This is a genomic window from Microbacterium sp. TW_SC_2, from assembly GCF_055361165.1.
Genome location: NZ_CM143952.1, coordinates 2998516 through 3019737 on the forward strand (window position 1 = coordinate 2998516; position 21222 = coordinate 3019737).

The 21222-nt window shown below is 69.8% G+C and carries 20 protein-coding genes; 7 read left to right on the forward strand and 13 right to left on the reverse strand.

The window, feature by feature from the left end:
• The first annotated feature begins 3 nt into the window (after nucleotides 1–3).
• Together ACWA14_RS14555 and ACWA14_RS14560 are read left to right on the forward strand one after the other, a co-directional pair.
• Nucleotides 4–570 carry a YdeI/OmpD-associated family protein gene (locus ACWA14_RS14555; RefSeq protein ID WP_463794897.1) on the forward strand — a complete coding sequence of 189 codons (567 nt, stop codon included), beginning with the start codon at nucleotides 4–6 and terminating at the stop codon, nucleotides 568–570.
• Complete coding sequence (locus ACWA14_RS14560; RefSeq protein WP_463794899.1) at nucleotides 567–740, forward strand: hypothetical protein; 174 nt, start codon at nucleotides 567–569, stop codon at nucleotides 738–740. The genes ACWA14_RS14555 and ACWA14_RS14560 overlap by 4 nt, the downstream gene beginning before the upstream one ends.
• Before the next feature lie 12 nt (nucleotides 741–752).
• On the opposite strand, the gene ACWA14_RS14565 is transcribed toward ACWA14_RS14560, so the two are convergent.
• The 9 genes from ACWA14_RS14565 to ACWA14_RS14605 all read right to left on the reverse strand — a co-directional run bounded on the left by ACWA14_RS14565 (nucleotide 753) and on the right by ACWA14_RS14605 (nucleotide 10751).
• Nucleotides 753–2381, reverse strand: a complete 1629-nt coding sequence (locus ACWA14_RS14565; RefSeq protein ID WP_463794901.1) for an ABC transporter ATP-binding protein — start codon at nucleotides 2379–2381, stop codon at nucleotides 753–755.
• Nucleotides 2378–3481 (reverse strand): serine hydrolase domain-containing protein, encoded by a 1104-nt coding sequence (locus ACWA14_RS14570; protein ID WP_463794903.1) that lies wholly within the window; start codon nucleotides 3479–3481, stop codon nucleotides 2378–2380. The genes ACWA14_RS14565 and ACWA14_RS14570 overlap by 4 nt, the downstream gene beginning before the upstream one ends.
• Entirely contained in the window at nucleotides 3478–4674 is a 1197-nt protein-coding gene (locus ACWA14_RS14575; RefSeq protein ID WP_463794905.1) for a mandelate racemase/muconate lactonizing enzyme family protein, read from the reverse strand. Before ACWA14_RS14575 ends, ACWA14_RS14570 begins: the two co-directional genes overlap by 4 nt.
• Nucleotides 4671–5174 (reverse strand): N-acetyltransferase family protein, encoded by a 504-nt coding sequence (locus tag ACWA14_RS14580; protein WP_463794907.1) that lies wholly within the window; start codon nucleotides 5172–5174, stop codon nucleotides 4671–4673. The genes ACWA14_RS14575 and ACWA14_RS14580 overlap by 4 nt, the downstream gene beginning before the upstream one ends.
• Nucleotides 5171–6376: an anhydro-N-acetylmuramic acid kinase gene (locus tag ACWA14_RS14585; protein WP_463794909.1), complete on the reverse strand. Its 1206-nt coding sequence runs from the start codon at nucleotides 6374–6376 to the stop codon at nucleotides 5171–5173. Before ACWA14_RS14585 ends, ACWA14_RS14580 begins: the two co-directional genes overlap by 4 nt.
• Nucleotides 6376–7281 carry an N-acetylmuramic acid 6-phosphate etherase gene (murQ, locus tag ACWA14_RS14590; protein WP_463794912.1) on the reverse strand — a complete coding sequence of 302 codons (906 nt, stop codon included), beginning with the start codon at nucleotides 7279–7281 and terminating at the stop codon, nucleotides 6376–6378. Before murQ ends, ACWA14_RS14585 begins: the two co-directional genes overlap by 1 nt.
• Nucleotides 7278–8165, reverse strand: coding sequence for an ABC transporter permease (locus ACWA14_RS14595; protein ID WP_463794916.1), 888 nt, complete (start codon nucleotides 8163–8165; stop codon nucleotides 7278–7280). The genes murQ and ACWA14_RS14595 overlap by 4 nt, the downstream gene beginning before the upstream one ends.
• Nucleotides 8162–9133: an ABC transporter permease gene (locus ACWA14_RS14600; protein ID WP_463794918.1), complete on the reverse strand. Its 972-nt coding sequence runs from the start codon at nucleotides 9131–9133 to the stop codon at nucleotides 8162–8164. Before ACWA14_RS14600 ends, ACWA14_RS14595 begins: the two co-directional genes overlap by 4 nt.
• A gap of 70 nt (nucleotides 9134–9203) precedes the next feature.
• Nucleotides 9204–10751, reverse strand: coding sequence for an ABC transporter substrate-binding protein (locus ACWA14_RS14605; RefSeq protein ID WP_463794920.1), 1548 nt, complete (start codon nucleotides 10749–10751; stop codon nucleotides 9204–9206).
• Nucleotides 10752–10916: 165 nt separating this feature from the next.
• Between ACWA14_RS14605 and ACWA14_RS14610 the strand changes: the two genes are divergently transcribed.
• The 3 genes from ACWA14_RS14610 to ACWA14_RS14620 all read left to right on the forward strand — a co-directional run bounded on the left by ACWA14_RS14610 (nucleotide 10917) and on the right by ACWA14_RS14620 (nucleotide 13506).
• Nucleotides 10917–11819, forward strand: coding sequence for a MurR/RpiR family transcriptional regulator (locus tag ACWA14_RS14610; RefSeq protein ID WP_463794922.1), 903 nt, complete (start codon nucleotides 10917–10919; stop codon nucleotides 11817–11819).
• Nucleotides 11816–12961: an MFS transporter gene (locus tag ACWA14_RS14615; protein WP_463794925.1), complete on the forward strand. Its 1146-nt coding sequence runs from the start codon at nucleotides 11816–11818 to the stop codon at nucleotides 12959–12961. Before ACWA14_RS14610 ends, ACWA14_RS14615 begins: the two co-directional genes overlap by 4 nt.
• Nucleotides 12962–13116: 155 nt before the next feature.
• On the forward strand, nucleotides 13117–13506 hold the full coding sequence (locus ACWA14_RS14620) for a hypothetical protein (protein ID WP_463794928.1): 390 nt from the start codon (nucleotides 13117–13119) through the stop codon (nucleotides 13504–13506).
• A 65-nt stretch (nucleotides 13507–13571) separates the two neighbouring features.
• On the opposite strand, the gene ACWA14_RS14625 is transcribed toward ACWA14_RS14620, so the two are convergent.
• Nucleotides 13572–14474 carry an ROK family protein gene (locus ACWA14_RS14625; protein WP_463794932.1) on the reverse strand — a complete coding sequence of 301 codons (903 nt, stop codon included), beginning with the start codon at nucleotides 14472–14474 and terminating at the stop codon, nucleotides 13572–13574.
• Nucleotides 14471–15031, reverse strand: coding sequence for an orotate phosphoribosyltransferase (pyrE, locus tag ACWA14_RS14630; RefSeq protein WP_463794936.1), 561 nt, complete (start codon nucleotides 15029–15031; stop codon nucleotides 14471–14473). Before pyrE ends, ACWA14_RS14625 begins: the two co-directional genes overlap by 4 nt.
• A 77-nt stretch (nucleotides 15032–15108) precedes the next feature.
• Between pyrE and ACWA14_RS14635 the strand changes: the two genes are divergently transcribed.
• Complete coding sequence (locus tag ACWA14_RS14635) at nucleotides 15109–15954, forward strand: exodeoxyribonuclease III (RefSeq protein ID WP_463794940.1); 846 nt, start codon at nucleotides 15109–15111, stop codon at nucleotides 15952–15954.
• Nucleotides 15951–16766, forward strand: coding sequence for a Cof-type HAD-IIB family hydrolase (locus ACWA14_RS14640; protein ID WP_463794945.1), 816 nt, complete (start codon nucleotides 15951–15953; stop codon nucleotides 16764–16766). Before ACWA14_RS14635 ends, ACWA14_RS14640 begins: the two co-directional genes overlap by 4 nt.
• A 1658-nt stretch (nucleotides 16767–18424) precedes the next feature.
• Here the strand turns inward: ACWA14_RS14640 and ACWA14_RS14645 are convergent.
• Both ACWA14_RS14645 and ACWA14_RS14650 read right to left on the reverse strand, forming a co-directional pair.
• Nucleotides 18425–18892, reverse strand: coding sequence for a hypothetical protein (locus tag ACWA14_RS14645; protein WP_463794947.1), 468 nt, complete (start codon nucleotides 18890–18892; stop codon nucleotides 18425–18427).
• 102 nt (nucleotides 18893–18994) lie between these two features.
• The gene (locus tag ACWA14_RS14650; protein WP_463794950.1) at nucleotides 18995–20998 is read right to left on the reverse strand and encodes a carboxypeptidase regulatory-like domain-containing protein; all 2004 of its coding nucleotides are present in this window, start codon (nucleotides 20996–20998) and stop codon (nucleotides 18995–18997) included.
• Between the last annotated feature and the right edge of the window lie 224 nt (nucleotides 20999–21222).

A 21222-nucleotide genomic window follows, 5' to 3' on the forward strand; every position in this document is an offset into this window, starting at 1 on the left:
CCCGTGGGCGCACTCGATGACGGAGAGCGGATCACCGCGGCGGATGCCGCGATCTGGCGATCCTGGCTCGAGCAGAACCACGAGCGACCGGCGGGCGTCTGGCTGCTGAGCGTGCGCGGCACCGCGACCGGAGTCGGCTACGACGATGCCGTGCGCCAGGCCCTCTGCTTCGGATGGATCGACGGGCCCGTCCGCACGTTCGACGACACCACGGTCGGCCAGTGGTTCTCGCCGCGGCGCCCGGGCAGCGGATGGGCGGCGACGAACAAGGCGCGCATCGCGGAGCTGGAGGCGGCGGGTCTGCTCGCGCCCGCCGGCATCCGGGCCCTCGAGGTCGCGAAGGCCAACGGGTCGTGGGAGATGCTCGACGGCCCCGAAGCGGGGATCGAACCCGCCGCGCTCACGGCGGCGCTCGACGCCTCACCCCCCGCTCGCGCGACCTGGGATGCCTTCCCGAGGTCGATCAGGAAGTTCGCGCTGACGCAGATCGCGACCGCGAAGCGCCCGGAGACGCGTGCGTCCCGGATCGCGAAGATCGTGGCGGATGCCGCGGAGGGGAAACGCCCATGACCGAACGCGACCTGTTCTTCCTGGTGATGTTCGTGATCCTGCTGGGCACGCTCACCGTGTGGATCGTGCAGCTCGTGCGCTCCCGACGCCGACGCGGCGACGGCACCGGGGGCGACGAGCGCACCGGCTGGTGGGAAGGCCCCTGGGACGAGGACGAGCGCAAGGGCTGAGCACGCCCCGGGTCACGACGCCAGCGTCGCTCCGGGGATCGCCGCCAGCAGCTCCCGCGTGTACGGGTGCTGCGCGTCGTCGAAGATCTGCTCCGGGGTGCCGCTCTCGACCACGACGCCGCGCTGCATGACATGCACCTCGTCGGAGATCATCCGCACGACGGCGAGGTCGTGGCTGATGAAGAGGTAGCTGAGTCCCAGCCGCTTCTGCAGGTCGGCGAGCAGATCGAGGATCTGCGCCTGCACCAGCACATCGAGCGCCGACACGGCCTCGTCGAGCACCACGAGCTCGGGTTCGAGGGCGAGCGCACGGGCGATCGCGACGCGCTGGCGCTGCCCGCCGGACAGCTCGTGGGGCAGGCGCTCGGCCATGGCGGCGGGAAGCGCGACCTGCTCCAGGAGTTCCAGAACGCGGGCGTGCCGGGTCGCCGCGGTGCCGATGCGGTGCACCCGCAGGGGCTCGGCGATGGACTGCTCGATCGTGTAGCGGGGGTCGAGCGAGGCGTACGGGTTCTGGAACACCGGCTGCACGCGGCGGCGGAGGGCGAACAGCTCCTTGCGGCGGAGCGCGGTCAGATCGGCGCCGTCGAACAGGATCGACCCCGAGGTGGCGTCCTCCAGCCCCAGCACCATGTTGGCGGTGGTCGACTTGCCCGATCCGGACTCCCCCACGATCGACACCGTGGTGCCGCGGCGGATCGAGAAGCTGACGCCGTCGACCGCCGTGAAGGTCTTCGGCTCGCCGGGCTTCGGCGAGCGCAGGGCGAACTCCTTGCGCAGATCGCGGATCTCGACGAAGGGCGCTCCGGCCGCCTCCGTGCGCCGCGGTGCCCCCACCCGACGGGACGCCAGGCTGGGAGCCGCGGCGAGGAGCTGCTTCGTGTACTCGTGCTGGGGGTTCTCGAGGACCTGGGCGGACGTGCCCTCCTCCACGATGCGCCCGCGGAACATCACGACGATGCGGTCGGCGCGTTCCGCGGCCAGGGCGAGATCGTGCGTGATGAGGAACACGGCCGTGCCGAGCTCCTGCGTCAGCTCGTCGAGCTGGTCGAGGATGCGACGCTGCACGGTCACGTCGAGCGCCGAGGTCGGCTCGTCGGCGATCAGCAGGCGCGGCTTGCAGGCGAGTCCCATCGCGATCAGCACGCGCTGACGCATGCCGCCGGAGAACTCGTGCGGGTACTGCGTGGCGCGCTGCGCGGCATCCGCGATCCCGACCATCTCCAGCAGCTCGACGACCTTGGCCGTGGTGGCGTCACCCGACGTGTGCCGGTGCACCTCCAGCGCCTCGCCGATCTGATCGCCGACGCGCATCAGCGGGTCGAGGTTCGACATCGGGTCCTGCGGGACCAGACCGATGCCCGCGCCGCGGAGCGAGACCATCGCGTTCTCGCTCAGTTCGGTGAGCTCGCGCCCGTCGAACCGGATGCTGCCCGCGGTGATCACGCCGTTCTCGGGAAGCAGCCGGTTCACCGCGGCGGCGGTGGTCGACTTCCCCGAGCCGGACTCCCCCACGACCGCGACGGTCTCCCCGGCCGCGACGTCGATGCTGATGTCGCTGACCGCGGTGACCAGGTCGGAGCCGGTCCGGAACGCGACGGCGAGGTCGCGGATGCTCAGCACAGGCGAAGTGGTGCTCATGGTGTTCTCGTTCCTTCGGTGTCACGGAGTGTCGGGCCGTCGCCGGCCAGGAGTGCGGGGAGGGCGGATCGCCACAGGGCGTCGGTGGGCGCGGGAGAGCGGGCGAGCAAGCGGTTGGTCAGCATCACGACCGCGGTGCCGGAGGCGGGCAGGATGCCGAGCGCGCAGCCGGTGAAGCCGGGATGCCACAGCATCCGTTCGTCCCGGCCGCCGACGCGCACGGTGTCGCTGCGCCAGCCGAGCGCCTGCCCGGGGTCGGGGCCATCGAGGAAGAACTCCGCCACGGCATCCGGATGCCAGAGATCGGCGTGCCGGTCGGCCGTGGCGAGGGCCACCCCGAGCGTCAGCAGATCGTCGGCGGTGCTGAAGAGCCCCGCATGTCCGGCCACGCCGCCGAAGGCATGGAAGCAGTTGCCGTCGTTCGCCGCACCGGTGATCTCGTGCTCACGCCAGCCGAACGTGCGCCGGGCGGTGAGGATCGGGTAGGGCTCTCCCGTGGCGACCATGCGGCGCTCCGCGGCATCGCCGACCGCCGACGAGGCGACCGGCGACGCGATCGGGGCGAAGCCGGTGCGCGTGAGGCCGAGCGGTTCGGTGACCAGCGCGCGCACCGCGGCGTCGAGCGTCAACCCGGTGACGGCGCACAGGATGCGGCCGAGCAGCAGGAAGCCGAGGTCGGAGTAGTGGCGCCCCTCATCGAGTCCGTGGCGCAGCGGGATCGAGTCCATGACCGCGACCGGATCGGCATGCTCGCGCGCGAGATAGAGCGGCTGCCACTCCCACAGTCCGGCGCGGTGCTGCAGCAGGTGCCGCACGGTCGTCCCGGGGGCGCAGGCGGTGCGGGGCAGGAAGCGGGCGACCGGATCGTCGACGCGGAGGTCGCCGCGGGACACGAGGGACAGGATCGCCGTGGTGGTCGCGGCGACCTTCGTCACCGAGGCGATGTCGAACAGGGTCCGGGTCGTCATCGGTGTCCCGGCTCCGTCGGCGCGGCCCCCGGCGGAGAGATCCCGCGCGTCGGCGGACGCGACGCCGACCACGGCACCAGGAGTCGCCGTCGGCGAGGAGAGGAGCGCCGCGACGGCGGTGGCGGCGCTCATGCGCGGGCCGTCCGTGCGAGGGCGATGTCGGCGAGGACCTCGGGCTGAGCCTCGCCCCGGATCTCGGCCGGTTCTGCCGCGAGGCCGCGGATGCCGGTGCCGGGGGTGGTTCCGAGTTCGAGGATCTCCCCCGCGGCGACGACGCCGCCGATGACCGGGGAGCGGCGCAACCAGGATGCCGCGTCGAGGTCGTGCACGCCGTCCGGCACCAGCGCCGCAGCGAGGTGCGCGGAAGCCGTGACGCCGACATGCGACTCCATCATGCAGCCGATCACGACGCCGAGTCCGGCCTGGCGGGCGACGCGCGCCGCCGCGATCGCCTCGGCCGGCCCCCCGGTCTTGGCGAGCTTCAGGTTCACGAGAGCGGCCGCACCGCGCTCGACGATCGCCCGGACGTCATCGGCCGTGCGGACGGACTCATCGGCCATGATCGGGGTGTCCACGGCCGCCGTCACCCGCGCCAACGCGTCGAGATCGTGCGCGGGCGTCGGCTGTTCGACGAACTCGACGCCGAAGCCCTCGTCCTCGCAGGCACGGATGATCCGGATCGCGGTATCGACATCCCACGCCTGGTTGGCATCGATCCGCACCGAGACCTCGGGCCCGACGGCGGCGCGGATCGCGCGCAGCCCCGCCACGGTGTCGTGATCGGCCGAGGCCTTCACCTTCAGGCATCCGAACCCGGCGGCGACGTGCTCCCTCGCCCGTGCGGCGAGCTCCTCGGCAGGAGCGGCGGACAGGGTCATGTCGGTGCGGATACGCGGGATCGAGGGCATGGAAGTGGGCGCGGCGGTGGGCGAGGGTGTCGCGCCGGCGTCACCGCGCAGCGCGGCCGCGAGCGGGAGTCCGCGCCGCCGGGCGTCGAGGTCCGCGACCGCGCACGCGAGCGCACTGCGCGCGGCGGCGTTCCCCCACACCACTCGCGCGATGTCGCGCGCGAGCTCCGGGTCACCGGCATCCCGCCCGGCGATCACCGCACCGAGGGGTCCGGTCACGACCGCCGAGACGCTCTGCGCGCTCTCGCCCGTGACGCGCCAGCTCGTGGCGGCCTCGCCCCAGCCCACGCGGCCGTCGGCATCCGTCGCCTCGACCAGCACGACGTCGAGGTGATCGGTGCGGCGCACCGCCGTGACGAAGGGGCGCACCAGAGGCGAGGGCACCCGCAGCACGCGCAATCTTTCCACGACGCTCATGTCCACTCCCTGCGCATGCGCTGCTCCGGTTCGCCGAACTCGGGCTGAGTCCTGGTCGCACCGTCCGGCTTCCAGCCGCGGGCGCGGTAGAAGGCGATCGACGGGGCATTGGCCGCGAACACCCACAGCGTCGCGGCTTCCGCCCCCGCGTCGCGGAGCGCTGCGGTCGCCGCCGACAGCAGCGCCGAACCGACACCGCCCCCGTGTGCGCGCGGCGAGACGTACAGGGAGTGCACGGCGCCGTCGATGCGGCCGTCCTCGTGCGCGCTCACGGCGAACCGCGTGATCCCCGCGAGCTCGCTCCGGCGCTCGGCGACGAGCACCTCCCCCACCGGACCGGTGAGCACGCGCTGCCACAGGGCCTCGGCCCGCTCGTCGGTCATCGCGTCGATCGCCTCCTCGGGGAGGATGCCGCGGTAGCTCTCGCGCCAGCAGCCCAGGAACACCTCGAGCACCCCGGACAGATCGTCCGGGGTGGCGCGGCGCACCTCGAGGGTCACGATGCCGTGGCCTCCGACAGCAGGAGGGTGTCGATGCCGGCGACGGGCTCCGGCATCACCAGCGGACCGGCGCCCGGGGTGATGGTGCCCAGGATCCGCGGTTCGCGCGCGCCGGTGCCGCCGGGCACGATGGCCGAGACGCCGTGCATCGTGCACCACCCGATCAGGGCGAGCAGGATCGCCTCCTTGCTGTCGGCGGGGGCGCCGAGCTCGTCGGCCAGCACCACCTCGGTCTCGGGGAGCGCGGCCCGCAGGCCGTCGAGGATCAGCGGGTTGCGGCATCCGCCCCCGGACACCGCGAGGAATCCGATGCCGGCCGCCCGCACGTCGCGCGCGACCGTGCGGACCGTGAGCTCGGTGAGCGTGCGCACCACGTCGACCACCGGGATCTCCCGGCCCTGCGCCGCCAGATGCTCGTGCACGTAGCCGAGGTGGAAGTGCTCCTTGCCGGTGCTCTTGGGCGCCTCGAGCGCGTAGTACGGATCGGTCAGGAGCGCGTCCAGCAGGGGCTGGTCCACGGTGCCGGTGCGCGCGATCGCAGCGTCGTCGTCGTACCCGAGCGGGTTCAGCGCATGCTCCACGATCACGGCGTCGACCAGCGCGTTGGCCGGACCGATGTCGTAGGCGACCAGGCCGTCGGGGCGCACCACGGTCATGTTCGAGATGCCGCCGAGGTTCAGCGCCGCCGAGACTCCGGCGCGCGAGCGCAGCAGCAGCTCGTCGAGGAACGACACCAGGGGCGCGCCCTGGCCGCCCGCCGTGATGTCGCGGATGCGGATGTCGGAGACCACGGGCGCACCGACGCGCTCGGCGATCCACGCGGGCTGGCCGATCTGCAGCGTGCCCAGGGCGTGGGCGCCGTCGACCCAGTGGTAGACGGTCTGTCCGTGCGAGCACACGGCGTCGACGCCGCCCACCTCCGCGGCGATGTCGGCCGCGACCTCGGCGAACGCCTGGCCGATCAACGTGTCGAGCTCGGCGACCTCGGCGAGCGTGGTCTGCGCGGGCGGGAGGGCGGCGACCAGACGCGCCCGCAGCGACGCCGAGTACGGCACGCTCGTCTCGGCGAGGACCGTGCCGCGCAGCGCGACGCCTGCCCCCGCACCTGCGGCCGCCGTGGCCTCGCCGTGCACGGTGAAGTCGACGACCGCGGCGTCGATCCCGTCGTGCGAGGTGCCGGAAATCAGTCCGAGGACGCGCATCAGTTCTCCTCCAGTGCCGTGCGCAGCCGGCCGGCGGCTGCGTCGAGTCGTTCGGTGGCCGTCGCGAGATCCTCGTGCCGCAGGATCATGACGGAGGCCTTCTTGACGTCGTAGGCGGCGGCCTCCAGCGCGTCGACGGCGGCGTCGCGATCGGCGCCGGTGATGGTGCCGACCATGCGGACCGCGCGCTCGCGCAGCTTGTGGTTCGACGCCTTCACGTCGACCATGAGGTTGCCGTACGCCTTGCCCCCACGCACCATCACGATGGTGGAGAACATGTTCAGCACGAGCTTCTGCGCCGTCCCCGACTTCAGTCGGGTCGACCCGGCGAGCACCTCGGGCCCCACGTCGACCTCGATGCCGTGCTGCGCCGTCGCGCTGAGCGCCGTGCCCACGTTGCAGGAGAGCCCGACCGTCAGCGCACCGCGTTCGCGCGCCCGGCGCACGGCCGCGATCACGAACGGGGTCCGCCCGCTGGAGGCGATGCCGATCACGGTGTCGAGCGGGCCGATGTCGGCCGCGTCGATCGCGGCGACGCCGGCCTCGACGTCGTCCTCCGCCCCTTCGACGGGCGTGACGATCGCGCCCGGTCCACCGGCCATGATCGCGAACACGAGCTCGGGCGGGGTGCTGAAGGTGGGCGGGCACTCCGAGGCGTCGACGATGCCGATCCGGCCCGGTGTCCCCGCTCCGACATAGACCAGCCGTCCGCCCTGGGTCATGCGCGCGGCGGTCGCCTCGATCGCCGGGATGATCTGATCGAACGCGCGTCGGACGGCCGCCGGGACCGTCGCGTCGGCGTCGTTCATGGTCTGCGCGAGCTCCGCCACGCTCATGCGGTCGAGCTCCGCGTACCGCGGGTCGCTGGCCTCCGTGGCGAGCCCGCCGAGGTCCTCACCGCTCATCGCTTGCCCCTGTTCCGCGGGTCGAGGCTGTCGCGCAGCCCGTCGCCCAGCAGGTTGAGACCCACGACGAGGAGGACCACGACGACACCGGGGGCGATCATCGTCCACGGTGCGATCGTGAGGAGCGTGCGCGCCTCGAAGATCATCGACCCGAGCGACGGTGCCGGCGGCGGCGTGCCGAGTCCGAGGAAGCTCAGCGACGCCTCGGTGAGCACGGCCCACGAGAGCGACAGCGTGACCTGCACGATGATGATCGAGGTGATGTTCGGCAGCACGTGCCGGAACATGGTCGCCATCCGGCTCTGACCGGTGCTCTTGGCCGCCTTGACGTACTCGACCTCGCGGAGCGACAGCACCGGGCCGCGCGTGACCCGGATGAAGATCGGCACGTAGACGATCGCGATGGCGACCGCGATCGTGAACCAGTTGCGATCGAACACCGAGGCGAGCGACAGGGCCAGCAGCAGCGGCGGGAACGCGAAGAGCACGTTCGTGACCGCCGTGATCGCACCGTCGGAGAAGCCGCGGTAGAAGCCGGCGATCAGGCCGCACACGGTGCCGACCACCGTGGCGAAGGCGACCGCGACCACCGCGATCAGGGCGGAGTTCGCGACACCGGCGGCCACCCGTGAGAACACATCGCGGCCGAACTGGTCGGTGCCGAACCAGTGCGTGCCGGAGGGCGGCTGCAGCCGGGAGGGCGGGTCCTGCGCGAGCGGATCGAAGGGCAGCAGGCCGAACGCCGAGACGAGGCTCAGCAGCGCCAGCAGCACCACGATGAGGAGGCCGGAGAGTCCGCTGCGGCTGCGCAGGAGCAGGCGGACGCGCTCCAGGGTGCGCCCGCCACCGGGGGCGAGGACGGGGGTCTGAGAGATGTCGGTCATGCGGCACGCACCCGGGGATCGATGACCCGGTACAGCAGGTCGGTGAGCAGGTTGACGATGACGAAGGCGAGCGCGATCACGAGCACGGTGCTCTGCACGAGCGCGTACTCCTTCTGCTGGATGCCGAGCAGCACCTGCCGCCCGATACCGGGGAGCGAGAAGATCTGCTCCACGACCACGGCACCGCCGAGCAGGTAGCCGAACTGCAGGCCGGTCATGGTGACGATCGGCACGAGCGCGTTGCGCAGCACGTGGCGGAGCTGCAGCCGTCGCGGCGGCACGCCCTTCGCCCGTGTGGTGCGGATGAAGTCGTTCGAGCGGATCTCGAGCACCGCGGTGCGCGTCGTGCGCATGATCGGCGCCGCGATACCGAAACCGAGCACGACCGACGGCAGCAGCATCTGCTGGAGGTTGAGCAGCGGATCCTGGAACAGCGTGACGAAGCCCTGTCCGTTCGGGTTGAAGCCGAACGAGGAGGCCAGCACCGCGAGCAGCGCGGTGCCCAGCAGGAAGGCGGGGATCGACAGACCGGCGAGGCCGACGACCTGGCCGACGCCGTCGCGCACCGAGTCGGGCTTCGAGGCCGAGAGCATGCCGAGCGGGATGCCGATGGCGAGGGCGATCACGATCGAGAAGAGCGCGAGCTCGAACGTGACGGGGAGCGCGGCGACCGTGAGGTCGAGCACGCTCGTCTGGGCCCGCGAGGAGAAGCCGAGGTTGCCGGTGAAGATGTTGCCGAGCCACGAGAAGAACTGCACGAACAGCGGCTGGTCGAGACCGTAGTAGGCCTCGAGCGCGGCGCGCTGGGACGGGGTCAGGGCGGCGGCCTCGGTGCCGAGGCCCGAGCTGATCTGATCGCCCGGGATGGCGCGCAGCATCAGGAAGACGAAGACGGCGACGCCGAACAGCGTGCCGAGGGCGGCGAGGATGCGGCGCAGCACGGTGCCCGCGAGGATCTGTCTGAACATGCGAGTGAGGGGATGCCTGTCGTCGGGGAGGAGGGGGCGCGGACGGAGCCGTCCGCGCCCCCTCGATCCGCTACTGGATGGAGGTGGTCCGCAGGTACTGCAGGGAGCCGTTGACCATCGGGACGAAGCCGTCGACGGTCGAGGCCGTGGCGGTGTACGTGTAGCTGGTGAACAGCCAGATCCACGCCGCGTTGTCCTCGAGCTCGTCGGAGACCTGCGCGTAGATGTCCTTGCGCGCCTCCGGGTCGGCGGTCTGACGCCCCTCGGCGAACAGCGCGTCGAGCTCGGGCGAGGAGTAGCCGGCGACGGCGTTCAGGTTGCCGGTGCTGGTGAAGTAGCGGCCGTACATGCCGTCGGGGTCGGGGCGTCCGCCGTTGAGCGCGACGGCGGCGTCGAAGTCGCCGGCGATCCAGCGGTCCACGTAGGCACCGGACTCGAGCACCTCGATGTCGAGCGTGATGTTCGCCTCGGCCAGCTGCGCCTTGAGGTTCTGCGCCTCGTTCACCGAGGTGGCGTACTCGCCCTGCGAGACGATCGTCTTGACGGTGACGCCGTCGGACTTCCCGGCCTCGTCGAGGTATTCGGCCGCCTTGTCGAGATCACGCTCGGGGCACGGACGCGACTCCGGGTCGGACTTGAACGCGGGCGCGGTGATCGGTCCGGTGACCTCTCCCTCGCCGAGGGCGGCGGTGTCGAGCACTTCCTGACGATCGATCGCGCACTGGATCGCGAGGCGGACGTTGACGTCGGTGAGGTCGCCACGGGTCGCGTTGAGCTGCAGCGCGTGGTAGCTCAGCTGCGGGGTGGTGGCGACGGTGACGTTCGCCCCCTCCGCCGTCTGCGCGACCAGCGGGTCGTCGAACACGGCGAGCTGCACGTTGCCGGACTGCATCGCCGAGACGATGGACGACTCGTCGGGGATGACGCGGAACTCGACCGAGTCGAGCAGCGCGGTGTCGCCCCAGTAGTCGTCGTTCTTCGCGAGCGTCAGCGACTGGCTGGGCGTGCGGTCCTCCAGCACGAAGGGACCCGTGCCGTTGGGCGTCGTGTTGAGACCCTCCTCGGTGTCGTCCGAGGAGAGCATGGCCATGTTGATCACGGCGAGGTTCGCCGGGAGCGCCGCATCCGGAGCGCTGAGCGTGAGCGTGACGGTCTTCTCGTCGGTCGCCTCGACCGCGGTGACGGAGGCGAGCGAGGTACGCGCGACCGCGGCGGTCTCCTCGAGCGCGATCGCGTCGAGGGAGTACTTGACGTCCTCGGAGCCGAACGTGCTGCCGTCGGCGAAGGTGACGCCGTCACGGAGGGTGAACGTGAGCGTGAGACCGTCTTCCGAGACCTCCCACGACTCGGCGAGCCCGGGGACGACGTTGAGCTCCTCGTCGAACTCGGTCAGCGTGCCGTACAGGTTCTGCAGCACGTTGACGGCCTGGAACTGCGTGGCCTTCCAGGGGAACAGCGTGTCCGGGTCGCTGGTGACCCCGACGACCAGGTCGCCGCCGGCGGTGCCGTCGGTCGACGGTGAGTCGGATGCCGGTGCGGAGCATCCCGTGATGACGAGCGCCAAAGCGGCACCTGTCGCGATGAGAGCGCCCAGTGACGCCCGCCGTGCTGTGCTCATTGCTGATTCCTCCTGCTGGCTGGGACGCGTCGCCATGGCGTCGGGGAGGCGGCTGTGCCTGCTCGCCCGCGAACGTCGTCGGTCTTGGTGGTACCAAAAGTACACGAAAGTCTCTACTTATGTAATAGAAGTTCCTCTAGGGTGGAGTCACCGATCGGAGAACCCATGCCCCCTGAAGCCGCCCGCGACGATGCCGGCGGGCACCCCGTGCTCGTGCGCATGCGCGGCATCCGTCCGGAGCTGCGACCCAGCGAACAGCGGATCGCCGACCTCTTCCTCGCGAACCCCGCCGAGGCGGCCGGCCTCTCGATCGCCGAACTCGCTCAGCGCTGCGACACCTCCACGACCTCGGTGGTGCGCTTCTGCAAGCGCCTCGGCTACGACCACGTGCGCGAGCTGCGCAATCACGTGCTGCGCGACGTGGAACGGGAGACCTTCGACACGGCATCCCTTCCCCCGGTCTCCGGTGACATCGACCGCAACGACACCCTCGCCGACATCGTCGCGAAGGTCTCGCTCGCCGAGACGCTCTCCCTCGCCGACACCGCGAAGGTCCTCGACACCACGGCCCTGGGCGCGGCCGTCGACGCCGTGAACGCCGCGACACGGGTCGACATCTTCGGCGTCGGGGCGAGCTCGATCGCCGGACTCGATCTGCAGCGCAAGCTCACCCGCATCGGCCGCACCGCGCTCGAGTGGTCGGACCCGCATGCGGCGTGGACCTCGGCGGCCACCCTCGGCCCCGGGAATGTCGCGATCGCCGTCTCGCACTCGGGCGCCACGACCGACACGATCGACTTCCTCCTGCTCGCCCGGCACGCCGGGGCGACCACGATCGCCATCACGAACCACTCCGGTGCTCCGCTGGCCGGGCAGGCCGACATCGTGCTCACGACCGCCGCCCGCGAGACCGGCTTCCGTTCGGGGGCCCTCGGCAGCCGCATCGCCCAGCTCATGGTCGTCGACTGCCTGTTCATCGGGGTCGCCCAATCGAACTACGACCGGTCGATGGAGGCGATCCGCGACACCTACGCCGCCGTGCACCGCGCGCGGGGCGGCGGCGCGTGATCCCCTCCCCCCGGCGTGCGCGAGCGGGCCTGTTCGCCGCGTTCGCGAGTCTCGGCGTCACCGCGGCCTTCGTCCCCGCCCTGCTGCCCGCCGCCGAACAGCGGCTGGACGCACCGTTGAGCATCGCGGTGCCGGCCCTGTTCGCCGGTCTTCTCGTGGGCGTGCTGCTCTCCGGCCCTCTGCTGGTGCGGCGCCCGACGCGGATGACGCTCCTGATCGGCACCGGACTGCAGTCGGTCGCGCTCGTCGCGGTCGCGCTCGCCCCCGCGCCGACGATCTTCATCGCTGCGGCCGCCGTCGCCGGACTCGGATTCGGGCTCGTCGAGGCGGCAGGATCGGTCGCCGCGAAGGCCGCGGCCGTCGGCAGCGCGACCGGGTTGCTGAGCGCGCTGCTGGGGACCGTCGCCGTCTGCGCCGCCCTCACGCCGCTCGCGGTGGCCGCGGGGGCCGCCGTCCCTGCGGCGCTGAGCATCCTCGCCGCCGTCCCGCTCACGGCGGTGGTCCTGCTCGCCGGCAGCGCCCCGCGGTCGATCTCCGCGGCCCCGGAGCGGCGTGACCTGCGCGGGTTGCGCATGTTGCTCCCCTTCGCCCTGGCCCTGCCGCTCTACGTCGGAGTGGAGACCGTGCTCTCCGGCTGGTCGGCCGTGATCCCGGGTCGCGCACTCACCCTCGACCCCGCGGCGGCCGCGCTCGGGACCTCGGTCTTCTGGGCGCTGATGGCCCTCGGGCGCTTCGGCGCCGCCGCCCTCCGACGCGGCTCGGTCTCGCCGGTCTCGATCCTGGCCGTCGGAACGGTCGGCGCGGCCTGCCTGATGACCACCGCCGGGGTCACGGTGAGCGACGCCCCGATCATCGCGCTCCTCGCCCTCGCGGCAGCGGTCGTCCTTCTCGCCCCGAGCTACGGGCTCATCCTCGGGCTGGCGCTCGACCGCCTGGATGCCGCGCGCGGCGCTGCGGTCACCGGTGCCCTCGTGGCGTGCGGAGCGGTCGGCGGCACGTTCGTACCCGCGCTGGTGCTGGTCGTCGGACGCGATCCCGCCTCGAGCACCACCCTGCTGATGTCGGCGGGGCTGTGCGCGCTCGTGGCCGTCATCGTGGTCGGCGCGGTGCGGACGCGGCGCGCGAGCTCGTCGCCGCGTTGAGAGCTCCACTCTCCCTGCACCATCCGTCGCGTGACCGTGTTGTCCACGCCTTTCCACGCATACCGGTATTCCGTTCGTGGGCCGCGCGGGGGCGGCGTATCGTCGCTGATGAACCCGCCGCCCCTCCCGCAGCGACCCAGAACGGAGCCGTGCCCGTGTCCGCCGAGACCCTCGCGATCGTGATCAGCGGCGTCAGCGTCGTCCTGACGCTCGGCGCGAGCCTGTTCGTCGGCCTGGCGTGGCTCGTGCGGCGCATGGATGCCACGGAGGCCCGGCTGATCGATCGCATCGAGACCGGCGAACAGAAGCTCACCGAGCGGATCGACCGCACGGAGACCAAGCTTTCCGACCGCATCGACGCGACCGAGGCCAAGCTCACCGACCGGATCGACGCGACCGAAGCCAAGCTCACCGACCGGATCGACGCGACCGAAGCCAAACTCACCGACCGCATCGACGCCCTGGCGTCGGACGTGACCGAGGTCAAGATCGCGATCGCGCGGCTCGAGGGTCCCCCGCGCCACCTCCTGACGACGAGCCGCTGAACCGCGCGACGACCGCAGCGCGAGCGGACGTGAGCGCCGTCAGTGCCGTCAGTCCGTCAGCGCCGTCAGCGCAGGATGAGAGCGGCAGCCCCGATGAGCGGCCCCTCGTCACCCAGACCGGAGCGCACCACGCGCGCCCTGCGCGAATACTCGTGCGCGGCGCTCGCGGTGAGCGCCTGCTGCACGAGGTCGATGTAGTCCTCGGAGACGCGGGAGAAGCCGCCGCCGATGGCGACCGTGTCGAGGTCGACGAGGGTCGCGGCGTCGGCGAGCGCCTCGCCCACCGCGGCAGCGGAACGCTCGATGGCGGCGCGCGCCACGGCCACGCCGGCCGCAGCATCCCGCGCCAGGTCCTCGCCGGTCGCGCCGTCCCAGCCCTGCTGCCGCGCCCACGCGGCACTCGCCGGACCCGAGGCGATCTCCTCGAGGGTCGCTCCGCCCTCTCGACGCACCTGGCCGAGGTGGCCGGCGTTGCCGGTCGCGCCCGGGATGTAGGCCCCGTTCACGACGAAACCGCCGCCGACACCCGTCGACACGACGATCGACAGCGAGGCCCCGGCATCCTGCGTGGCGCCGAGCCACGACTCGGCGAGCGCCAGCGCGCCGCCGTCGTGCCCGAGGACGGTCGGCACATCACGTCCGAGAACAGCGGATGCCGCGGTGCGCACCGCGGCGGCGAGCCCGAAGCCGCGCGCCAGGGGCATGTTGACCGGCATGATCGCGCCGGCCGTGCGGTCGATGGGTCCCGCGCTGCCGACACCCGCACCGACGATCTCGGCGTCGGCGGGAGCGGCGGCCAGCGCATGCGTCACGATCGCCCGCACCGCGGCGTCGAGCGAGGCGGGAGTGGCCGCGCGTCCGGTGGGCTGACGGCTGCGGGTGCCGTCGACCAGCACGCCGTCCGCGCCGACGAGGGCGGCTTCCATCTTCGTGCCGCCGACGTCGACGGCGAGCGCGTACCGGGTCACTGGGGGTCGAGTCCGAGGTCGTCGAGGTCGAAGGCGGCGCGCCATTCCAGGCCCTCGGCTTCGATGGCGGCCTGCGCGCCCGTCTTGCGGTCCACGATCACGGCGACGGCGACGACCTCGGCGCCCTCCCGGCGCAGGGCCTCGACGGCCTTGAGCGCGGACTGCCCCGTGGTCGAGGTGTCTTCGAGCACGACGACGCGCTTGCCGGCGACGTCGGCGCCCTCGATCTGGCGCCCGCGGCCGTGGTCCTTCGGCTCCTTGCGCACCACGAAGGCGTCGAGCGGGCGGTCGGTGGCGACCGAGGCGTGCAGCACGGAGTTGGCGATCGGATCGGCGCCGAGCGTGAGTCCGCCGACAGCGGTGACGTCGAGGTCGGAGACGAGGTCGAGCATGATGCGGCCGATCGCCGGGGCGGCCCGGTGGTCGAGGGTCAGCTTGCGCATGTCGACGTAGTACGTCGCCTTCTTGCCGCTGGACAGGGTGAAGTCACCGTGGAACACCGCCTCGTCCGTGATGAGGTCGAGGAGCGTCTGGCGGTCTGCGTCGAGTGCGGTCACGGCATCCAGTGTAGAAGGCGCGAGTGCGGTGTTCCGCGGGATGTCTGCGTGTCCGATGCCGCAACTAGGCTGGACGCATGCGCTTGGCCACCTGGAACGTCAATTCCATCCGCACCCGCGTCGCCCGCACCGTCGAATTCGCCGTGCGCGAAGACATCGACGTCCTGGCGATGCAGGAGATCAAGTGCAAGCCGGAGCAGTTCCCCTACGGCCCGTTCGAAGAAGCCGGCTACCACGTCGAGGTGCACGGACTGAATCAGTGGAACGGTGTCGCGATCGCGAGCCGCCTGCCGGTCACCGATGTACGGACGGCGTTCGACGGCATGCCGGGCTTCGCCAAGGGTCATGAAGGACCGGATGCCCCGCTCGAGGCGCGCGCCCTCGGCGTGATGGTCGACGGCGTGCGGGTGTGGAGCCTGTACGTGCCGAACGGCCGCTCGCTCGACGACCCGCACTACGCGTACAAGCTGCACTGGCTCGAAGAGCTGAAGAAGTCCACGGCGGCCGAGCTCGCGGCGAACCCGGATCTCCCGTTGGCCCTGGTGGGCGACTTCAACATCATCCCGTTCGACGACGACAACGGCGACCCCGACATCGTGATCGGCCGGTCGACGCACGTCTCGCCGCCCGAGCGCGACGCCTTCTTCGCCTTCGCCGACGCGGGGGTGACCGATGTGGTGCGTCCGCTGCTCCCCGAGGGCTACACCTACTGGGACTACCAGCGCCTCAAGTTCCCCCGCAACGAGGGCATCCGCATCGACTTCATCCTCGGGTCGCGCACGCTGGCCGATGCCGTCACCGGCGCCTCGATCCACCGCGACGAGCGCAAGGGCGAGCAGCCCAGCGACCACGTGCCCGTCGTGGTCGACCTGACCCTCGGCGGGGCTGAGGACGACGACGATCTGCCTATGATCTTCTCGTGAGCCTGCGGCTGATCGCGACCGATCTCGACGGCACGCTGCTCGACTCCACCTCCGCGGTCACGCCCCGCACGCGCCGGGCCCTCGACGCCGCCCGCGATCGGGGCGTGCATGTCATCCCCGTGACCGCCCGTCAGCCGATCGGCCTACGCACCATCGCGGCCGACGCGGCTTTCGACGACTGGGCCCTGTGCAGCAACGGCGCGTACGCCGTGCACCTTTCCGAGGGACGGATGCTGTTCGCCGAAGAGCTGCCCCCCGAGACGATCCGCACGCTCGCGGAGGCCCTGCGCACGAGCATCCCCGGCCTGCTGTTCGCCAGCGTGCGCGAGGGAGGCGAGACCTTCGTCGCGCAGCACGGCTACGCCCAGATCGCCGAGATGCGCGATCACAAGCGCGCTCCCGAGACCATGGGCGGCGTGCCGCTCGAGCAGGTGCTGTCGGCCCCGAGCGTGAAGTTCGTCATCCGGCATCCCGAGCTCGCCCCCGCCGTGCTGTTCGACACCCTGAACTCACTCGGCCTCACCGGCTTCGAGGCCACGCTCTCGGGGGCGCCGTTCGTGGAGGTCATGGCCGAGGGCGTCACGAAGGCCACCGGCCTCGCTCGCCTGTGCGCGCACCTCGGCATCGACCGCGCCGACGTCGTGGCCTTCGGCGATGCGCTCAACGACGTCGAGATGCTGCGCTGGGCAGGGCGGGGCGTGGCGATGGCCGGCGCTGATGCTGTGGTGCAGGATGCCGCGAACGAGACGACGGTGTCGAACGATGAGGACGGCGTCGCGCGGGTGATCGAGCGGTTGCTCGGACGCGGCTGACGGCGCCTGCACTGCGCAACTTGCGAATATCTCGACAACTCACAGCCATAAGACTTCAACAATATTAAACAGACCAAGAAGCACAATTACGGTTCCCACGAGAACTATCAATCCGGGCGAGGTTCTTTGATACACCATATCCGCGAAGGGCTCACCGTAAAATCTCTTGAGACCGACATGGATGAAGCTCGGGAACTGTCTCCTAGCGAGAATCAAAGCTGTGCCAGCAAGCACAAGAACGCCTCCAACAATAAATGGAAGTTGCATTAAGCCCCGCCTCCCCGTCTACCAACTGTACTTGACGCCGGCACTACACCCACCACCGCCGCCCACCCGTACCGAACCCGAGGATGTGGAATTCAATCGCACACCACCTTCGGGATTCGCCTGATCAGAAAGCCCTACTCCGACCTGGGCGCCCGCCCCAACGAAGGCAGTCGCCGAGCATTCTCCGATAACGTACCAGCCGTTGGCGTCCTCACTGGATACCCTACGGTTACTGACGCCTCAATAGCCACTCCAGTGGCTATTGAAAAACTCTGCCCCCTCGTAACCGCGCTCATACGCACCGCAAACCACGACAATGCAGACCTGCGCACCGATCCCCGCCTCCGGCACTGGGGCATTATGGTTCGGGGCAAGCTCGACGAGCGGTCCCCCTCCTGGCTGCAAGAACTTTTTGTTCGACTTCGTGGGTTTCGGCAGGGCCCCTGCTGTGACAAGGTCTATGAGTGACCTGTAGTCATGCTGGAGTGCTGTCATAGGGCCCCATAATGCCCCCAGCGCTCAGTGTAATTTGCATCGCGCCCTGCCTCCCCGCCTACCAGCTGTACTTGACGTTGGCTCTCGATGGCTTCGCCGAAGTACCCTGTCAGATCAAGCCGAGCCCGAACGCGATCTGAATCAGCCCCATCAAGGCTGCACCTATTCCAACGAACAGGATCATCTTTGATCTTTCTCCGGGGTTCATCAACGCGTCGGCGAGCGCCTGGCTGAAGAGGCGATCACTTGCTCTCTTCAAGAACCGCCAGTAGCTCTTGTGAAAGATCGCAAGGAGGATGCACTCTGACGGTGCCCAATGTAGTACCGGCCAGCCCGTCTCCGCGATCGGCTTGCCCTCTGCGCCAGAGTACGTCCGCACACCCTCGACACCTTGCCAACGTCATTGAAGCGGTGATTGGCAGTCGGTCACCGGGATCTGGGAGGCGGCGAACCAGTAGCTCCGACTCCACATCGGCAACTCCATCGCTCCGGTCGCGGTCAACGGTCACGTCACCGAATTCGGCGATCACTCAGCGAACGGGCATCCTCACCTTCGGTCCCGGCCCAGGAATCCTGAAGGGACGGATGTGACCTGTCGGCGTTTGTCGATTCACGTGCGGGAAATTTCGGATGCCGCGCCCGATCATCAGGTTCACGCTGACGCTGTCGATGAGGCTGGGGTCGTCGCTACCGACGACCATGATCTCGCTAGGCGCAATCGATCGGTCGGTGCAACCCTTTTCGTCGGCTCAGGGCGATTGCTGAGCGAAATCGCAATCCCAAGATCGCGACCCGGGGGCATCGATCACGCGCAGTTCGCGACTTGCAGCGTTCGAGTTCGGTAGGCGAGCTTCATTACGAGTTGATCCAAAGCGCATCGGCTCAGCAATATCACGCTAAACGATCGGGCTGAAATCAATGTACGTGTGATCACAGAATGGCTGTCGCAGTTCTGACCAGTCAGGGCCGGTGAAGCGACCACGACCAGGAAGAAAGGCGGCGTCACCCGAATCACTATTGACGCGTAGCACACCGTCGCCATCTACCTCCCACACGCCGCGACCAGAGGAGACATCACCATTCCCCTCGAGACATTGACGACCATCTGCGGTATTCCGAATTTCTCCGAGTTGAATGCCGGTAAAATCCGCAGTCCCATCTTCGTTCAGCCTCAATATCGAAGGTCCCGCTGAATCCGAATTCGGCTCACGTGCGGGTTGCCAACTAATCGGGTATTCAAATTGCGAATCCGGGCCGCGTGTGGCAGTGAATACTGGTGCGATGATGGCGAAACCAAGGACCACCACAAGAATGAGTGCCACGAGTCCGAGACCACCCACCATCAGCGTCTTTTTGATTTGCACGCAATCTCACAATCCGTCAACCAGTCGAATTTCTACCAAGTCCGCCGTCCCGTCTTCGTTCAACGTCACGAGTGAAGAGCCAGTCGGCCCAGGAGCCAGGTCTCAGCTCTCGACACGGCGGCGGCGCACCAGGACGACGCCGGCGCTCAGCAGTCCGAGCGCCATCATCAGCGCTAACGTCGGCGCCTCCGCGCCGGTGTTCGCGAGCGACCCTCCCCCGGATCCGGTCGCGACGCCGCCCACGCCGGCGGCAGCGGTCACCTGCAGTGTCGCGGTCGCCAGCTTCGTGGTGCCCAGTCGGGCGAGGATGTAATGCTCCCCGACTTCTGCGTCTGCGGGGATGCGCAGGGTTCCCTTGACCACTCCGGCTGCGTCGACGGTCAAGTTCCCCAAGTGGATCGGTTCGGAGTGCAATTGGAATTCGATCGTCCATCCCGGCGGGAAGTTGATCCCGGAGATTCCGATCTCGTCACCGGCGCGGACCGAATCTGCAGAGAGAGTGAGGACCGGCTCAGGCCGAGGCGGAGCGCATTCGACGGTCAGAGCGATATCGACGTCGACGAGGTTCGCCCCGGCTGCGAGTGTCAGGGTGTCCGCGCCGTCGAGTGTCGTCGCCCCTCCGAAGAATCGGGTGCAGAATCCGTCGGCCTCGACTCCGATCTTGTACGTCCCCGCAGGAAGCGGACCACCTGCCTGCGGCGCCGACGGGTCCAGGCCTCCGAAGATGTACTCATCCTGGGTGATCGCCGTGGCGACGGGATACCATCCCGACCCGTCCAGGACATAGGCGGTGACCTCGGCTCCGCTCTCCGGGAGTTCGGCGCCCACACCCTGGATCGCCCCCTGGATGTTGCCTCCCCTGACCAGATCGAAATCGACGTCCGTCCGGTCGGCGTCCGCGCCGAGCACCACCGGCGTCGCGAAGCGGGGTGTCGTCGCTGTCGGGAAGTACTGCGTCGCGTAGACGGGGTCGAACGCGGGCCCGGCGGCGCTGAGCGTGTAGGTCCCCGCCGGAAGGACGAGCTCATAAGAGCCGTCGACGCCCGTGACCGTCGTTCCGACCTGCTCGCCGTCTGCCTGGGCCGCGATCACCAGTCCCGCCGTCGGCGCACCCTCCGCCCGCGCGATGCCGGTGATCGCGGTCGCGGATGCGAGTTCGGCATCGATCGCTTCGAGTCGTTGTCCCGAACCGACGGTGACCGGTGTGGCGTCGGCTTCACGCGGTGCGTCCTCCCAGTACTCGGGGAGCACTCGCTGCCCCTCGCCGGAGAACAGGACCGTGTAACTGCCCGGGTCCACCTGCGCGCTGTAGCTCCCGTCGACACCGACCGATACCTGCTGACCGCCACTCGCCGGGCTCGTGATCGTCACCGTGCCCTCGACCGGGGAGCCGTCGCTGGAACGCGTCACGACACCGCTGATGGTCGCGGCTTCGCTCAGCGCTGCATCGATACCGCTGGTCTCCTGCCCGGTGACGACGGTGACAGGAGTCGCGCTCGCGCTGTCCAGGGCATCGTCCCAGTACTCGGTGACGAGAGGACTGCCGAAGGGCTCGTCGAACCGCACGGTGTGGTTCCCGTCCGGCACGCCGATGACGCGGAAGGTGCCGTCCGCGCCGCTCCACGCGGTGCCGACCGTTCCCTGTTGGCCGTCGGACACGGTGACGGCTGCACCCTGAACAGGGGTGCCGTCACTTTCGCGGGTCACGGTCCCGCTGATCGACCCGGCGCTCTGCAGCGTGGCATCGATGTCGGCGATCGTCTCCCCGCCGACGGCCGTGATGCGTTGAGCGGTGGTGAAATCGGGCGCGCCGTCCCAGAACTCGGACACCAGGTCCGGGGCGGCGAAGTCCGGGGCGAATCGGACGACGTACTCTCCGGCCGGAAGATCGGCGACCGCATACTCTCCGTTCACATCCGACGACCCGTTGAAGGAGAAGCCACCGGTGGTCACGTTCGAGAGGAACACCCCCACACCTTCCACCGGGGTTCCGTCGGCTTCGCGCGTCACCGTGCCGGTGATCGTCGTCGTGGGCTCGACGTCAGCGGCGGCAGTCGAGACCGCTCCAGTGAGAGCCAGAACGGCCGCTGCCGTCCCCGCGAGCATCGCGCGAAGCGTTCCTCGTCGAATCGATCTTCCTGACGACATCGTCCATCCCCTCCCGACGGAGATGCGCGTGCGACAGCGACGTCGCCGACAAGCCCCGGATCCTGCGCGCCACTCCTGCGGCGATGCGTCTCTGAATCTAGGGGCAAACCGCACGGGACGGAATAGTCGAGTCTCGCGAGTTATGCGATCGTGCGAAAGCGGCGCACCAGCAGATCTCCCCC

Bases quoted from the DNA above. Each gene is read 5' to 3' on its own strand.
- ACWA14_RS14560 (WP_463794899.1), top strand. From the start codon at position 567: ATGACCGAACGCGACCTGTTCTTCCTGGTGATGTTCGTGATCCTGCTG.
- ACWA14_RS14565 (WP_463794901.1), bottom strand. From the start codon at position 2,381: ATGAGCACCACTTCGCCTGTGCTGAGCATCCGCGACCTCGCCGTCGCG.
- ACWA14_RS14570 (WP_463794903.1), bottom strand. From the start codon at position 3,481: ATGAGCGCCGCCACCGCCGTCGCGGCGCTCCTCTCCTCGCCGACGGCG.
- ACWA14_RS14575 (WP_463794905.1), bottom strand. From the start codon at position 4,674: ATGAGCGTCGTGGAAAGATTGCGCGTGCTGCGGGTGCCCTCGCCTCTG.
- ACWA14_RS14585 (WP_463794909.1), bottom strand. From the start codon at position 6,376: ATGCGCGTCCTCGGACTGATTTCCGGCACCTCGCACGACGGGATCGAC.
- murQ (WP_463794912.1), bottom strand. From the start codon at position 7,281: ATGAGCGGTGAGGACCTCGGCGGGCTCGCCACGGAGGCCAGCGACCCG.
- ACWA14_RS14595 (WP_463794916.1), bottom strand. From the start codon at position 8,165: ATGACCGACATCTCTCAGACCCCCGTCCTCGCCCCCGGTGGCGGGCGC.
- ACWA14_RS14600 (WP_463794918.1), bottom strand. From the start codon at position 9,133: ATGTTCAGACAGATCCTCGCGGGCACCGTGCTGCGCCGCATCCTCGCC.
- ACWA14_RS14605 (WP_463794920.1), bottom strand. From the start codon at position 10,751: ATGAGCACAGCACGGCGGGCGTCACTGGGCGCTCTCATCGCGACAGGT.
- ACWA14_RS14610 (WP_463794922.1), top strand. From the start codon at position 10,917: ATGCCCCCTGAAGCCGCCCGCGACGATGCCGGCGGGCACCCCGTGCTC.
- ACWA14_RS14635 (WP_463794940.1), top strand. From the start codon at position 15,109: ATGCGCTTGGCCACCTGGAACGTCAATTCCATCCGCACCCGCGTCGCC.
- ACWA14_RS14650 (WP_463794950.1), bottom strand. From the start codon at position 20,998: ATGCTCGCGGGGACGGCAGCGGCCGTTCTGGCTCTCACTGGAGCGGTC.